14 protein-coding genes are annotated in these 14,305 nt (G+C 63.7%); 5 read left to right on the plus strand and 9 right to left on the minus strand.

Translation table 11 applies throughout. From position 1 onward, the window contains the following. Window positions 1-24: 24 nt before the first annotated feature. Window positions 25-264, minus strand: coding sequence for a hypothetical protein (locus EJA05_RS18520; RefSeq protein ID WP_125464750.1), 240 nt, complete (start codon window positions 262-264; stop codon window positions 25-27). Between the two features lie 132 nt (window positions 265-396). Here EJA05_RS18520 and nhaR point away from each other — a divergent pair, with 132 nt between their 5' ends. From nhaR to EJA05_RS18535, 3 genes are all read left to right on the plus strand, one after another. Beyond that, window positions 397-1,290 (plus strand): transcriptional activator NhaR, encoded by an 894-nt coding sequence (nhaR, locus tag EJA05_RS18525; protein WP_125464751.1) that lies wholly within the window; start codon window positions 397-399, stop codon window positions 1,288-1,290. A 154-nt stretch (window positions 1,291-1,444) separates the two neighbouring features. Next, on the plus strand, window positions 1,445-2,656 hold the full coding sequence (gene sstT, locus EJA05_RS18530; protein ID WP_125859357.1) for a serine/threonine transporter SstT: 1,212 nt from the start codon (window positions 1,445-1,447) through the stop codon (window positions 2,654-2,656). Between the two features lie 127 nt (window positions 2,657-2,783). Then, window positions 2,784-3,431, plus strand: a complete 648-nt coding sequence (locus EJA05_RS18535) for a YceH family protein (protein ID WP_125859358.1) — start codon at window positions 2,784-2,786, stop codon at window positions 3,429-3,431. Between the two features lie 2 nt (window positions 3,432-3,433). Here the strand turns inward: EJA05_RS18535 and EJA05_RS18540 are convergent, their stop codons facing one another. The 8 genes from EJA05_RS18540 to galU all read right to left on the minus strand — a co-directional run bounded on the left by EJA05_RS18540 (window position 3,434) and on the right by galU (window position 12,472). Continuing rightward, window positions 3,434-3,625, minus strand: coding sequence for a hypothetical protein (locus tag EJA05_RS18540; RefSeq protein ID WP_110993906.1), 192 nt, complete (start codon window positions 3,623-3,625; stop codon window positions 3,434-3,436). A gap of 137 nt (window positions 3,626-3,762) precedes the next feature. After that, a complete protein-coding gene (gene ahpF, locus EJA05_RS18545; protein WP_125859359.1) occupies window positions 3,763-5,325 on the minus strand; it encodes an alkyl hydroperoxide reductase subunit F in 1,563 nt (520 codons plus the stop codon). A 124-nt stretch (window positions 5,326-5,449) separates the two neighbouring features. Further along, window positions 5,450-6,013: an alkyl hydroperoxide reductase subunit C gene (gene ahpC / locus EJA05_RS18550; protein WP_110993908.1), complete on the minus strand. Its 564-nt coding sequence runs from the start codon at window positions 6,011-6,013 to the stop codon at window positions 5,450-5,452. Window positions 6,014-6,130: 117 nt separating this feature from the next. Continuing rightward, window positions 6,131-8,572 (minus strand): fimbria/pilus outer membrane usher protein, encoded by a 2,442-nt coding sequence (locus EJA05_RS18555; protein WP_125859360.1) that lies wholly within the window; start codon window positions 8,570-8,572, stop codon window positions 6,131-6,133. A gap of 35 nt (window positions 8,573-8,607) precedes the next feature. Beyond that, window positions 8,608-9,336, minus strand: a complete 729-nt coding sequence (locus EJA05_RS18560) for a fimbrial biogenesis chaperone (RefSeq protein WP_125859361.1) — start codon at window positions 9,334-9,336, stop codon at window positions 8,608-8,610. 60 nt (window positions 9,337-9,396) lie between these two features. Continuing rightward, a complete protein-coding gene (locus tag EJA05_RS18565) occupies window positions 9,397-9,927 on the minus strand; it encodes a fimbrial protein (RefSeq protein ID WP_125464758.1) in 531 nt (176 codons plus the stop codon). A gap of 191 nt (window positions 9,928-10,118) precedes the next feature. Then, entirely contained in the window at window positions 10,119-11,474 is a 1,356-nt protein-coding gene (gene gorA, locus EJA05_RS18570; RefSeq protein WP_125859362.1) for a glutathione-disulfide reductase, read from the minus strand. Between the two features lie 158 nt (window positions 11,475-11,632). After that, window positions 11,633-12,472 (minus strand): UTP--glucose-1-phosphate uridylyltransferase GalU, encoded by an 840-nt coding sequence (gene galU, locus EJA05_RS18575; RefSeq protein WP_046855135.1) that lies wholly within the window; start codon window positions 12,470-12,472, stop codon window positions 11,633-11,635. Between the two features lie 356 nt (window positions 12,473-12,828). On the opposite strand from galU, the gene dkgB reads away from it, so the two are divergent. Both dkgB and EJA05_RS18585 read left to right on the plus strand, forming a co-directional pair. Continuing rightward, entirely contained in the window at window positions 12,829-13,632 is an 804-nt protein-coding gene (dkgB, locus tag EJA05_RS18580) for a 2,5-didehydrogluconate reductase DkgB (RefSeq protein WP_125859363.1), read from the plus strand. 171 nt (window positions 13,633-13,803) lie between these two features. Further along, window positions 13,804-14,268 (plus strand): nuclear transport factor 2 family protein, encoded by a 465-nt coding sequence (locus tag EJA05_RS18585; RefSeq protein ID WP_125464761.1) that lies wholly within the window; start codon window positions 13,804-13,806, stop codon window positions 14,266-14,268. Window positions 14,269-14,305 lie beyond the last annotated feature (37 nt).

The raw sequence follows: 14,305 nt of genomic DNA on the forward strand, positions 1-14,305 counted from the left end.
CAGTCCTGCTTCGGGTCCGGTGGGTCAGATGTCTTGGGTGTTTTTCTTGTCGTCTTCGGCCTTGGCCTTCTCGCCATCGCTGCCGATGGCGTCGCTCAGCGCCTGCTGGGCGGCATCGTTGGTCTTGTCGATGGCCTGCTTGGCCGTTTCGGCGGCCTGGTCGAGCATCTGCTGGGCGGACTTCTCGGCCTGGTCGCAGCCGCTCATGGCGAACAACGCCAGGGCCAGCACCAGGGGCGTACCGATGGATTTGAGTTGCAACATGGGGTCCTCGCTTGTCGATATCCGTGCGGCGCGCGGGGCGCCTGATGGGGTCGCATTCTAGAGGGGCTGAAACATCCAGAAAATTCGTTTTTTCAGCTGATATACTTCGGTTTTTACGAATCCGGAAACACCATGCTCAACTACCGCCAGCTTCATTACTTCTGGGCTGTAGCAAAGACCGGGAGTATCGCCCGCGCCAGCGAGCAACTGAATCTTACGCCGCAGACGATCAGTGGGCAGATCAGCCTGTTCGAGCAGACCTGGAACCTGGAGCTGTTCCAGCGCGTCGGTCGTCAGCTGGAGCTGACCGAAACCGGCCGCCAGGCACTCACCTATGCCGAGCAGATGTTCCAGATCGGCGGCGAGCTGGAAGCCATGCTGCGTGCCGGCCCTCAGGAACAGATCCTGTTCCGCGTGGGGGTGGCCGACGTGGTGCCCAAGTCCATCGTCTACCGCCTGTTGGCGCCAACCATGGAGCTGGACGAGGTGCTGCGCATCAGCTGCCGCGAAGACAAGCTCGAGCGCCTGCTCGCAGACCTGGCGATCCAGCGCCTGGACCTGGTGATTTCCGACAGCCCCATGCCCAACCACCTGGACATCAAGGGTTACAGCCAGAAACTGGGAGAATGCGGCCTGAGCTTCTTTGCCACGCACACCTTGGCCGCACAGCTCGACAAGCCCTTCCCCGCCTGCCTGGACGATGCGCCGCTGTTGATTCCCGGCCAGGAAACCGTAGTGCGCAGCCGCCTGCTGCGCTGGCTGGCCGAGCAACAGGTGCAGCCGCGCATTGTCGGTGAGTTCGACGACAGCGCACTGATGCAGGCCTTCGGCCAGTCCGGCAGCGGCATCTTCGTCGCCCCCAGCGTGATCGCCGAAGAAGTGTGCCGCCAGTACGGGGTACGGCTGATCGGCCAGACCGAGGCGGTGAACGAGTCCTTCTATGCCATCTCGGTGGAACGCAAGGTCAAGCACCCGGGCATCGTGGCGATCACAGAGGGGGCCCGGCGGGAGTTGTTTCACTGGTGAACACATCGCGGGCGGTTCGGCGTCCCGACAAGCCCGCTCCCACCCTACCTGGATTGCCCGAACGCCCTGCGTGGGAGCGGGCTTGCCCCGCGATAAGTGGCATACCTGGCTGTGGTAAAGTGCGCGGTTCATTCGTCCCGAGATTGCGCTGCACATGACCCCCGTTCTTCGCCTCATCAACCGCACCGGCCTGGTGACGCAGATCTGCATCGGCCTGGTGGCCGGCATCGCCCTGGCCCTGCTCGCGCCCTCCGTGGCCCGTGACCTTGGCTTTCTTGGCAAGGTGTTCGTCAGCGCCCTGAAAGCGGTTGCCCCCGTGCTGGTGTTCATCCTGGTGATGGCCTCGATCGCCAACCACCGCCACGGCCAGGAAACCCATATCCGCCCGATCCTCTGGCTGTACCTGCTGGGCACCTTTGCCGCTGCAGTGGTGGCCGTGGCCGCCAGCCTGCTGTTCCCCTCGCAGCTGGTGCTGAACACCAGCGAAGCCACGCTCAGCGCCCCTGGCGGCATCACCGAAGTAATGCAGAACCTGCTGCTGAGCGCCGTCGACAACCCAATCAACGCCCTGCTCAATGCCAACTTCATCGGCGTACTGACCTGGGCCATCGGCCTGGGCATTGCCCTGCGCCATGCCAATGACACCACCCGCACCGTGGTCGAGGACTTGTCCAACGGCGTCACCCTGATCGTGCGCGTGGTCATTCGCTTCGCCCCGCTGGGTATTTTCGGCCTGGTCAGCTCGACCCTGGCGCAATCCGGCCTGGAAGCGCTGCTGGGCTACCTGCACCTTTTGGGCGTGCTGATGGGCTGCATGCTGTTCGTGGCACTGGTGATGAACCCGCTCATCGTATTCTGGAAAATCCGCCGCAACCCGTACCCGCTGACCCTGCTGTGCCTGCGCGAAAGCGGCATCACCGCGTTCTTCACCCGCAGCTCGGCGGCCAACATCCCGGTCAACCTGGCATTGTCGGAAAAGCTCGGCCTGCACGAGGACACCTACTCGGTATCAATCCCCCTGGGCGCGACCATCAACATGGCCGGCGCGGCGATCACCATCACTGTGCTGACCCTGGCGGCCGTGCACACCCTGGGCATCCCGGTCGACCTGCCCACCGCCGTGCTGCTCAGCGTAGTGGCGGCGGTCTGTGCCTGCGGCGCCTCGGGTGTGGCCGGTGGTTCGCTGCTGCTGATCCCGCTGGCCTGCAGCCTGTTCGGTATTCCCAGCGAGATCGCCATGCAGGTGGTGGCGGTCGGTTTCATCATCGGCGTGCTGCAGGACTCGGCCGAGACGGCGCTGAACTCCTCCACCGATGTACTGTTCACCGCCGCCGCGTGCCAGGCCATGGAGCAGCGCAGCTCCTGATAGGGCCATCGCGGGGCAAGCCCGCTCCCACGGTGGGAGCAGGCCTGCCCCGCGATGTGTTCGGCGATTGCTTAAGCCGGGCACTTTACCTAGGCTAGTGGCCTTTTCCTCGCAATGAGTCAGGGCCATGTCTGAACACGAAAGCACCGGCGAAGGCCGCTTCAACAGCACTGAAATCCGCGTCCTCGGTTCGTTGATCGAAAAGCAGGCCAGCAACCCGGAAACCTACCCCCTGACCCTCAATGCCCTGGTCCTGGCCTGTAACCAGAAAACCAGCCGCGAACCTGTCATGAACCTCTCCCCCGGCCAGGTTGGCCAGGCTTTGCGCGCTCTCGAAGGGCAGAACATGGCCCGCCTGCAGATGGGCAGCCGTGCCGACCGCTGGGAGCAGCGAGTGGACAAGGCGCTGGAGCTGGTACCGGCGCAACTGGTGCTGATGGGCCTGATGTTCCTGCGCGGCCCGCAAACCCTGAACGAACTGCTGACCCGCAGCAACCGCCTGCATGATTTCGAAGACGTCGACCAGGTCCAGCACCAGCTGGAGCGCCTGATCTCCCGTGGCCTGGCCCTGCACCTGCCGCGCCAGGCCGGCCAGCGTGAGGACCGCTACACCCACGCCCTGGGCGATCCAGCGGAAATCGAAGCTATCCTCGCCGCGCGTCAGCAGGAAGGTGGCGCACGCAGCAGTGCCGGCAGTGTCTCGCAGGAGCGCATCGAAGCGTTGGAAGCGCGGATCGCCGCGCTGGAGGAACGCCTGGCCCAGCTGGAAGGCTGAGGTCAGGGCTTGAGTGCTTCGGGGAAGTTGCGACAGCTCTTGCGCTCGGCCATTTCGCGCTCGCTGGGGCGCTGGTCGACAAACACGGTACGACCATCGGCGTAGATTTCCAGGTAGCCCCAGTGCAGGTCCTGCTCTTTCTGCCCGGGCTGGGGTGGCACAAGCCACCAGGGTTCGCGGCTGATCAGGGTCATGGGTAAGGTTCCGAAATAGGCCTGCCCTACATGATAGCCACTGCCACACCAACGCAATCGCGGGGCAAGCCCGCTCCCACGAGCGTGTGTCTAGGCTCGTGGGAGCGGGCTTGCCCCGCGAAGAGGCCGGAACAGGCTTACGCCGGCGCCGAAGTCCGAATCAGGTGATCGAACGCCGCCAGCGAAGCCTTGGCGCCCTCGCCCACGGCGATGACGATCTGCTTGTACGGCACCGTGGTCACGTCACCGGCAGCGAACACGCCGGGGATGCTGGTCTGGCCCTTGGCATCGACGATGATCTCGCCACGCGGCGACAGCTCGACCGTGCCCTTGAGCCAATCGGTGTTCGGCAGCAGGCCGATCTGCACGAAGATGCCTTCCAGCGCCAGGTCATGCACTTCGTCGGTGCTGCGGTCCTTGTAACGCAGGCCGGTCACCTTCTCGCCATTGCCGATCACTTCGGTGGTCAGCGCGCGGGTGATCACCGTGACGTTCGGCAGGCTGTGCAACTTGCGCTGCAGCACCGCGTCGGCGCGCAGCTGGCTGTCGAACTCGATCAGGGTCACCTGGGCGACGATACCGGCCAGGTCGATGGCCGCTTCCACGCCGGAGTTGCCGCCGCCGATCACCGCCACGCGCTTGCCCTTGAACAGCGGGCCGTCGCAGTGCGGGCAGTAGGCCACGCCACGGGCGCGGTATTCCTGCTCGCCCGGCACGTTCATTTCGCGCCAACGGGCACCGGTGGCCAGGATCACGGTCTTGGCCTTGAGCGAGGCACCGCCGGCCAGACGCACTTCGTGCAGGCCGCCATCGGTGGCCGGGATCAGCGCTTCGCCGCGCTGCAGGTTCATGATGTCGACGTCGTACTGCTTGACGTGCTCTTCCAGCGCCGTGGCCAGTTTCGGCCCTTCGGTTTCCTGCACCGAGATGAAGTTCTCGATGGCCAGGGTGTCGAGTACCTGGCCGCCGAAGCGCTCGGCGGCAACACCAGTACGGATGCCTTTGCGTGCCGCGTAGATGGCTGCCGCGGCGCCGGCTGGGCCACCGCCGACCACCAGCACGTCGAAAGCGTCCTTGGCGTTGATCTTCTCGGCCTGGCGGGCGCCGGCGCCGGTGTCGATCTTGCCGAGAATCTCTTCCAGGCCCATGCGGCCCTGGCCGAACACTTCGCCGTTCAGGTAGATGCTCGGCACCGCCATGACCTTGCGGCTTTCCACTTCATCCTGGAACAGCGCGCCGTCGATCGCGACGTGGCGCACGTTAGGGTTGAGCACCGCCATCAGGTTCAGCGCCTGGACCACGTCCGGGCAATTCTGGCACGACAGCGAGAAGTAGGTTTCGAAGGTGAATTCGCCTTCCAGGGCCTGGATCTGCTCGATCACTTCAGCACTGGCTTTCGAGGGATGGCCGCCGACCTGCAGCAGCGCCAGCACCAGGGAGGTGAATTCGTGGCCCATGGGGATGCCGGCAAAGCGCAGGCTGATGTCCGCCCCTGGGCGATTCAGCGAGAACGAAGGACGACGGGCGTCGTTACCGTCCGCGCTGAAGGTAATGAGGTTCGACAGGCCGGCGATTTCCACCAGCAGGTCGTGCAATTCGCGGGACTTCGCGCCGTCATCGAGGGAAGCGACGATCTCGATCGGCTGGGTGACCCGCTCCAGGTAGGTTTTCAGTTGCGATTTAAGCGTGGCGTCCAACATACGGGCGATTCCTTTTTCAAACTTCGGATACAAAAACGCCCAGGCGAGGTCGCCCGGGCGTTTGACGGGGCAGTGAGTACTTCAGCTTTGGCGGCTGCTCACCGCCCGCGATTGGCACATGGCCTTAGATCTTGCCAACCAGGTCCAGGGACGGCGCCAGGGTGGCCTCGCCTTCTTTCCACTTGGCCGGGCAGACTTCACCCGGGTGGGCGGCAACGTACTGGGCAGCTTTGACTTTGCGCAGCAGCTCGGCAGCGTCACGGCCTACACCACCGTCGTTCAGTTCGACGATCTTGATCTGGCCTTGCGGGTTGATCACGAAGGTACCGCGATCGGCCAGGCCGGCTTCTTCGATCAGCACGTCGAAGTTGCGCGAGATGATGTGGGTCGGGTCACCGATCAGCGGGTACTGGATCTTGCCGATGGTGTCCGAGGTGTCGTGCCAGGCTTTGTGGGTGAAGTGGGTGTCGGTGGACACGCCGTAGATCTCGACGCCCAGCTTCTGGAACTCGGCGTAGTTGTCAGCGAGGTCGCCCAGCTCGGTCGGGCAGACGAAGGTGAAGTCGGCTGGGTAGAAGAACACGACGGACCATTTGCCTTTCAGGTCGGCTTCGCTGACCTGAACGAACTCGCCCTTGTGGTAGGCGGTGGCGGTGAACGGTTTGACCTGGCTGTTGATGATAGGCATGTGGTGCTCCTTCATGGGGTGAGTAAGTTGATGGAGGCCATCCTATCCAAGCGACGGCGCAATGGCTCATTGGCAAACCTCATGTTGCTGATTGGTTTTGGCTATAACGTTGCTCGATCAATAGATCTTTTGATTACTACGCGGGCCACATACGGCTACAGCAGAGGCCGCACGCCCCACCTCGAAATCCACCCAGCACGTCTGATGTTCGGCACCGCCCCAACTGATGCGCAGCCGCCCCCGCCTGGCCTGGCTGCGTATCTGAACCTGCCCCCCCTGGCCCACAACTCCCACCTCGTTACCCGTCTCATCGAATACCTGGGCACCGAAGGGCAAAGCCTCGCCCCCCGTACGCTCGGCAAGCAGCACATGGAAATCTCCGGCGCGCGTGGCAAAGCGCAGCAGCGGTGCGGCCCCGGCCCTGGGCACCACGTTGTGCCCGGCAACCAAGAGTTCGGTGGTGCGCGGCATACCCTTGGGGTCGATCTCAACGGTGTTCACGCTGTAGGGTGCCAACGATGGCACCACTGCATAACCTCGACGGTCGACCCGCGACTGGGGCTGTTGCCGCACCCGTGCGGCTGTGGCACCAGGCGCGTGGATGATGGCAAAGCTTTCGCCCAGCGTCGGTGCTGCCGTCACCCCGCCGGCATGGGCCACCACTGCACCGCGTGCGCCCAACGCCAGATGACGCTGGTCACCGCGACTGCCTAGCGCAACGGCAAGGTCGCCGGCACTGCCTCGGTAACGCAGATTGCCATCGATGCCGACCGGATCGGCTGCCGCTGCCTGGTATTGTGCCGCCAGCCCATAGCCCCACTGCGCCTGCTCGCCGGCACGGGAACTCCAGCGCAGGCTGGTACTGGCATGCCGCCGCGAATCGCTGCTCACGGCGCTGCTCAACAGATCGCGGCGGCGCTCGCCGAGCGGCATGCTGAGGGTCAGGGCGATGGTCCGCAACGGCTGGCCATGCTCGCTGCGTTGGCGCCCGATGTTCAGGCCATAGGCCATGGCAGCAAAATGGTTGTTGTAGCCGAGCCGGTAGTCGGTACCGCCCTGCCCCGACCAGCTGCGCGCGCCGTTGACGGCAAAGCTTAGCCGGCCGGCGCCAGGGCCCAGGGCCTGATCGAGAGAGAAGCTGGCGCGCCAGTGGTTCGGGTCTGAATGCCGGCCGCGGCGCGCCTGGGCGAACTGATCGAAACCAAGATAGCCGGTACTCTGACTGCGGCTGATGGACGCCTCCAGGCGTGTCGCCGTGTCAGTCAAGTCCTGTCGCCAGTTCAAGCGCATGGCTTGCCCCCGTCGATCGGCCTCGGGGCTGGGCGCCGCATCTGCGTGATAAGCGGTCAGCCCCACTGCGCCAACAGCGGTGTTCAGGGCAACGCCCAAGGCGCCGCCCAGATAGTCTTCGGCCACCCAGAGCCCGCCATGGACACTCAAACGATCATCCAGGCCTTGCTGCCAACTGCCTTGGCCGAACGCAGGACCAGTGCGACCGAAGCCATCCAGCCAGTGGCCGCCAGCGAAGTCGAAGCGCCTGGCGCCTGGGCGCAATGCCAAGGGCGCCGCCTGGAACGGCACGCTGAACACTGTCACGCTGCCGTCCGCCTCCTTGAGCGTGACCTCCAGGTCGTCACTCAAGCCGCTGGGATAGAGGTCGTCGATTTCGAACGGCCCGGGAGGCACGCTCGATTCGTGCAGCAGCACCCCACGGTGACGAATACTCACCAGCGCCGTGCTATTGGCCACGCCACGCACCGTAGGGGCATAACCCCGCCGCGATTGCGGCAGCATGCGTTCGTCACTGCCTAGTTGCAGACCTCGGAACGCACTGGCCGCGAAGACATCCGAACTGCTCGCGGCATCGCCAAGGGTCAGCTGCGCCGACAGGGCCGGCAAGTCGCGTCGTACCGAGGTCATGCCGCGTTGGTAACGGGTCGGGGCATCGTCCGCCCCCTGCAGGATGCCGTCGTGCCGCCAGTACCAGTCACCGGTGTTGAGCCCGCCGCGCAGGCCGAGGAAACCTCGATAGGCAGTGCCCTGCCGATGTGCCATTTGCTGCTGGTGAAGGTTCAGGTCGTAGTTGACGAAACCCGCGCCAACCCCGCTGTCCCACTGCCGCGAGTCCACGTGGTCGACGGGGCGGCGGCTCAGATGCTGCCGGGCGATGCTCAGCGTCAGCCGCAGTTCGCCGTAGGCAAGCGCCTCGCTGGCTTCCAGGCCCAAGGCGGACAGCGCCAGGCAATCACCTTCTTGCCCCAGCAGTGCCCGTTTCGCTGGCGGCAATCGCAGCAGATCAACGCCCAGCGCTTCGAGCAGCTCGCGCCCATAGCACGGTGTGGGCTGCATAGCGCCTGGCGGCGTGCGCAGCGCTATCTGATAGCGGCCCATCCACCGCTGGTTGAGCGTTACGTCCAGGCTCACCTCACCCTCCGGGATGACGCTGGCCCCCTCGAAGCGCTGCAGGTCGCTCGAAGTCCCCTGGCGCAGCATGCGTGAGTCGAACTCCACCGGGGCGGCCAGGCTGCCGGCCGCAAGCACCAGCAGGCCAGGCAGCAATACGCGCGCGCATGCAACGCCTGTGACCCGCGCGCTCAATGACGCACCACCGCAGTGGCCGGTCGCTCGGCGCCATAGTCATCGATGTAGGAATAGTCCACCTGGTTCGGTACAGGACGCTCATCGGCCAACCCCTCGATGGCGAAGCGAGTCTGCGAAAACGGCAGCACATGCCTAGGTTGTGCCTGCCAGGATCGGCCCTGGTAGCTAACGGCGACGCGCCCGAGATTGACGACATAGGCCCCAGGGTTGTCAGCCTCGAGCTGCCAGCGCCGACCTTCGCGCACCCAGCGCCAGGAGAGCGCGCGATGAGCATCGGCCACCGTCCCGGGCAGGGATGGTGGACGGAAGAACAGCTTGATGCGCGTACGCAACGCAACATTGATCTGGTTGCCGACGCCCTTGGGCGCTATCTCGAGGACATTGAGCCAATACAAGGTTTCACGGTCGGTGGGCATCGACGCGCCGTTATGGAACAGGCGCAGGCTCTGGCTGGTGCCAGGCTCGACGCGAAACAGCGGCGGCATCAGGCTGAATGGCACCTGCGGATCCTGGCTATCGGCCAGGGCCACACCGTCGTCGATCCAGGCCTGCACCAGCGCTGGCCGTTCCCCCAGATTGCGCAGGCTGACGGTAACCTCGGCCTGCTCGGCGGGATAGACGATTCGGGTGGTGGCGATGACCACACTGGCCTGGGCGTGGCCTACGGCCAGCAGCCAACCTGCCAGCAAGACGCGCCGACAGGCCGTGGAGAAAGTCTTCATGTTCAAGGCTCGCGCACAGCGTTGAGGTGTAGCCCCCGAGGGGGCTACCAGGAAGGAGACTCAGAGGTACTCGAGCGAGTAGCGGACGTTGGTCGAGACCAGACCCGGGGTGGTCGCACCCAGCGAGAAGTAGCGAGCGGTGTAGTTGAGGATGGCGTTGCCGTTGACGATATCGACCCGCTGGGAGCTCTGATTGCCTCTGCCACCGGCCAGGTTCATGGGCGCGCGGGCACTGTTGAGCAGTTGCACGTCGACACTGGTGGCGGCGCCCGAGCCAGCATCGACCGTCAGCCGGCCTTCAGGATTCACGGTGGGGCCCGGCTCGAAGTAGGTGGACACCTGGCCGACATGCGAGCACTGGCTCAGCACCAGGCTGAAGGTGCGCTCGCCAGCGGTCTGCCCCGCTTGGCGCAGATCGTAGGTGCTGACTTCCGGCAGGTTGACCTGCACATCGTTGTCGCCGCCGTTGATGACGCAGGTCGGGCCAGCCACGCTGCCACTGAAGCTGATCAGCCCTTGATCGGCTTGTACTACCCCTGCCATCAACAGCCCACTGCAGGTGCCCAGGATGATATTGCGTAAGACATTCATCTGATAACTCCTAAGTCAAGTTGACCTGGCAACGCCAGGCCGACGCCACATACGTGGCACCCAGCGAGTATTTATGACTGCCGAGGTGATGACCGTAGGAAAGACGTGGTGATGCGGGGCGCATTGCACGCCCGCTATGTAGGAGGTTTCGCCACAGAGCCGATGCCTCAACCCTGTGGCGTCTGACAGGCTCAGCGCGTGACGGTACGCATGGTGACGAATTCTTCGGCCGCCGTCGGGTGCACGCCGATGGTCTCGTCGAACTGCAGCTTGGTGGCACCGGCCTTCAGCGCGATGCCCAGGCCCTGGATGATCTCGCCGGCATCCGGCCCGACCATGTGGCAGCCCAGCACCTTGTCGGTCTCGGCATCCACCACCAGCTTCATCAGGGTTTTTTCCTGGATGTCGGTGAGGGTCAGTTTCATCGCCCGGAAGCGGCTCTCGAAGATCTGCACCTTGTGCCCGGCCTGCAGCGCCTGCTCTTCGGTCAAGCCCACGGTACCGATCGGCGGCTGGCTGAACACCGCGGTGGGGATGTTCTGGTAATCCACCGGGCGGTACTGCTCGGGCTTGAACAGGCGACGGGCCACGGCCATGCCTTCGGCCAGTGCCACCGGGGTGAGCTGCACGCGGCCGATCACATCGCCAATGGCCAGGATGGACGGCGCGGTGGTCTGGTACTGCTCATCGACACGGATGAAGCCGCGCTCGTCCAGTTCCACGCCAGTGTTCTCCAGGCCCAGGTTGTCCAGCATCGGCCGGCGCCCGGTGGCGTAGAACACGCAATCGGCGACCAGCTCGCGGCCGTCCTTGAGGGTGGCCTTGAGGCTGCCGTCGTCGAGCTTGTCGATGCGCTGGATATCGGCGTTGAACTGCAGGTCCATGCCACGCTTTTCCAGCTCTTCCTTGAGGTGCGTGCGCACCGAGCCATCGAAGCCGCGCAGGAACAGGTCGCCACGGTACAGCAGCGTGGTATCGGCGCCCAGGCCTTGGAAAATACCGGCGAACTCGACGGCGATGTAGCCACCACCGACCACCAGCACCCGGCGTGGCAGGTCCTTGAGATAGAACGCCTCGTTGGAGGTGATCGCCAGTTCCTTGCCCGGAATGTCCGGCACCTGCGGCCAGCCGCCGGTGGCGATCAGGATGTTCGCAGCGCTGTAGCGCTGGCCTTCCACTTCCACTTCGTTGGCAGCGGTGATACGCGCGTGGCCGGTCAACAAGGTGACGCCGCTGTTGACCAGCAGGTTGCGGTAGATGCCGTTGAGGCGCTCGATCTCGCGGTTCTTGTTGGCGATCAGGGTGCCCCAGTCGAAGTGGCCTTCTTCCAGGGTCCAGCCGAAACCGGCGGCCTGCTCCAGCTCGTCGGCGACATGGGCGCCGTACACCAGCAGTTTTTTCGGTACGCAGCCGACGTTGACGCAAGTACCGCCCAGATAGCGGCTCTCGGCAACGGCCACCTTGGCGCCGAAGCCCGCGGCGAAACGCGCCGCACGTACACCGCCGGAACCGGCGCCAATCACGAACAGATCAAAATCGTAGGCCACTTTCCAGACTCCACAAAAAAAGCCACCCGAGGGTGGCTCTTTTTGCGGCGAGCTGCAAGTTTCAAGCGGCAAGAAAACTGCTCACAGCTTGTAGCTTGTAGCTTGTAGCTTGTAGCTTGTAGCTTGTAGCTTGTAGCTTGTAGCTTGTAGCTTGTAGCTCAATAAGCCTTGCCGGTCTTGTAGAAGTTTTCGAAGCAGAAGTTGGTCGCCTCGATGTAGCCTTCGGCGCCACCGCAGTCGAAACGCTTGCCCTTGAACTTGTAGGCAATCACGTTGCCTTCAGCGGCCTGCTTCATCAGTGCGTCGGTGATCTGGATCTCGCCGCCTTTACCTGGCTCGGTCTGTTCGATCTTCTCGAAGATGTCCGGGGTCAGGATGTAACGGCCGATGATGGCCAGGTTCGACGGTGCGTCTTCCGGCTTCGGCTTCTCGACCATGGAATCCACGCGGAAGATGCCGTCCTTGATCTCTTCACCGGCAATGACGCCGTACTTGTTGGTTTCCTGCGGATCGACTTCCTGGATGGCAACGATCGAGCAGCGGTACTTCTTGTACAGCGCGACCATTTGCGCGAGCACGCCATCGCCTTCGAGGTTGACGCACAGGTCATCGGCCAGTACCACGGCGAACGGCTCGTCACCGATCAGCGGGCGGCCGGTGAGGATGGCGTGGCCCAGGCCTTTCATCTCGGTCTGGCGGGTATAGGCGAACGAGCACTCGTCCAGCAGACGACGGATGCCGACCAGGTACTTTTCCTTGTCGGTGCCCTTGATCTGGTTTTCCAGCTCATAGCTGATGTCGAAGTGGTCTTCCAGGGCGCGCTTGCCGCGGCCGGTGACGATGGAGATTTCATTCAGGCCGGCGTCCAGTGCTTCTTCAACGCCATACTGGATCAGTGGCTTGTTGACCACCGGCAGCATTTCCTTGGGCATGGCTTTGGTAGCGGGCAGGAAACGAGTGCCGTAACCGGCTGCCGGGAACAAGCATTTCTTGATCATATACGTCCTTAACGTAGGGCTTTGCGTACGAATTCGGCGCAGTCTAATCAGGCGGAGGTCACCTTACAATGCCCCCCCTGCTGTCTGCCGACGCCATCATAGAGACATCTCAGTGTAGTTAGTTCCGAGGCAACGTGAGAATTGCGACCAACTACCTGTTCAAAGGCGCAAGCCCACGCCGGTTTTCAGGGCGCTTGCTCATTTGCGCGCATGAAAAAACCGCTCACTCATGACTCCAGGTCAAAGGACTTTGGCCCCCCGACACCTTAATCAAAACCTGTGAGTACCGCACACTGCCGCCTATCCGAACGATGCCACCGCACACAGCCCCGGCATCCCACCACAGGAGCAGCCCCATGAGCATTCCATCCTTCGGCGTCGGCACTTTCCGCCTGACTGGCCAAGCCGTCATCGACTCGGTCAAGTCGGCACTGCAGCTGGGTTACCGCGCCATCGACACCGCGCAGATCTACAACAACGAAGCCGAGGTCGGCCAGGCTATCGCCGAAAGCGGCGTGCCCCGCAGCGAACTGTTCATCACCACCAAGATCTGGGTCGACAACTACGCAGCCGACAAGCTGCTGCCGAGCCTGCGCGACAGCCTGGCCAAGCTGCGTACCGACCACGTCGACCTGCTGCTGATCCACTGGCCGGCCCCCGGCAACGGTGTCGAACTGCCCGAGTACATGCAGGCCCTGGCTGAGGCCAAGAAACTGGGCCTGGCCCGCCAGATCGGCGTTTCCAACTTCAACATCGAGCTGACCCGCCAGGCCATCGAAGCCGTCGGCAAAGGCGAGATCGCCACCAACCAGATCGAGCTCAGCCCCTACCTGCAGAACGACAAACTGACTACCTTCCTCAAGGAGCAGGGCATCACCACCACCTCCTACATGACCCTGGCCTACGGCAAGGTGCTGAAGGACCCGGTACTCGCCCAGATCGCTGCCAAGCACAAGGCCACCGTCGCCCAGGTAGCCCTGGCCTGGGCCCTGCAGCTGGGTTATGCGGTGATTCCGTCGTCTACCAAGCGCGAAAACCTGGCCAGCAACCTGCTTGCCCGCAGCCTGCACCTGGATGCCGACGACATGGCGCTGATCGCGACACTGGAGCGCAATGGTCGCGAAGTCAGCCCCGACGGCTTGGCGCCGACCTGGGACTGATCCTCTGAAAAAAAGCCGCGCGGACGGTGGTCGCGCGGCTGATGCCGCAATTGTTCCGCCGCCAGCAATTATGAAGTGAGCCGGGCACGGATTTCCCTGCGCAATCGGCAGGGCTAGCCTGCAAGCCGTGCACAGCATCCCGCTGACCACTTCAAGCTGAGGAATCGCCCAATGTCCCGCCCTCCACTTCCGCCCTTCACCCACGAAAGCGCCATCGAGAAAGTCCGCCTGGCCGAGGATGGCTGGAACAGCCGAGACCCGGCCAAGGTCGCTCTCGCCTACACCCTCGATACCCATTGGCGCAATCGCGCCGAGTTCTGCCACAACCGTGAAGAGGCCCAGGCCTTCCTCACCCGCAAGTGGAACCGCGAGCTGGAATACCGCCTGATCAAGGAACTGTGGGCCTTCACCGGCAACCGCATCGCCGTGCGCTACGCCTACGAGTACCACGACGACAGCGGCCAGTGGTACCGCGCCTACGGCAACGAGAACTGGGAGTTCGCCGAGGACGGCCTGATGCGCAACCGCCACGCCAGCATCAACGAGCAACCCATCACTGAAGCCGAGCGCAAGTTCCGCTGGCCTTTGGGGCGGCGCCCGGATGACCATCCCGGGCTGAGTGAATTCGGTTTCTGATGCCCCACGGGCAAAAAGCCCCCAAGGCACTCACTGC

This window comes from Pseudomonas oryziphila (assembly GCF_003940825.1).
GTDB lineage: Bacteria > Pseudomonadota > Gammaproteobacteria > Pseudomonadales > Pseudomonadaceae > Aquipseudomonas > Aquipseudomonas sichuanensis.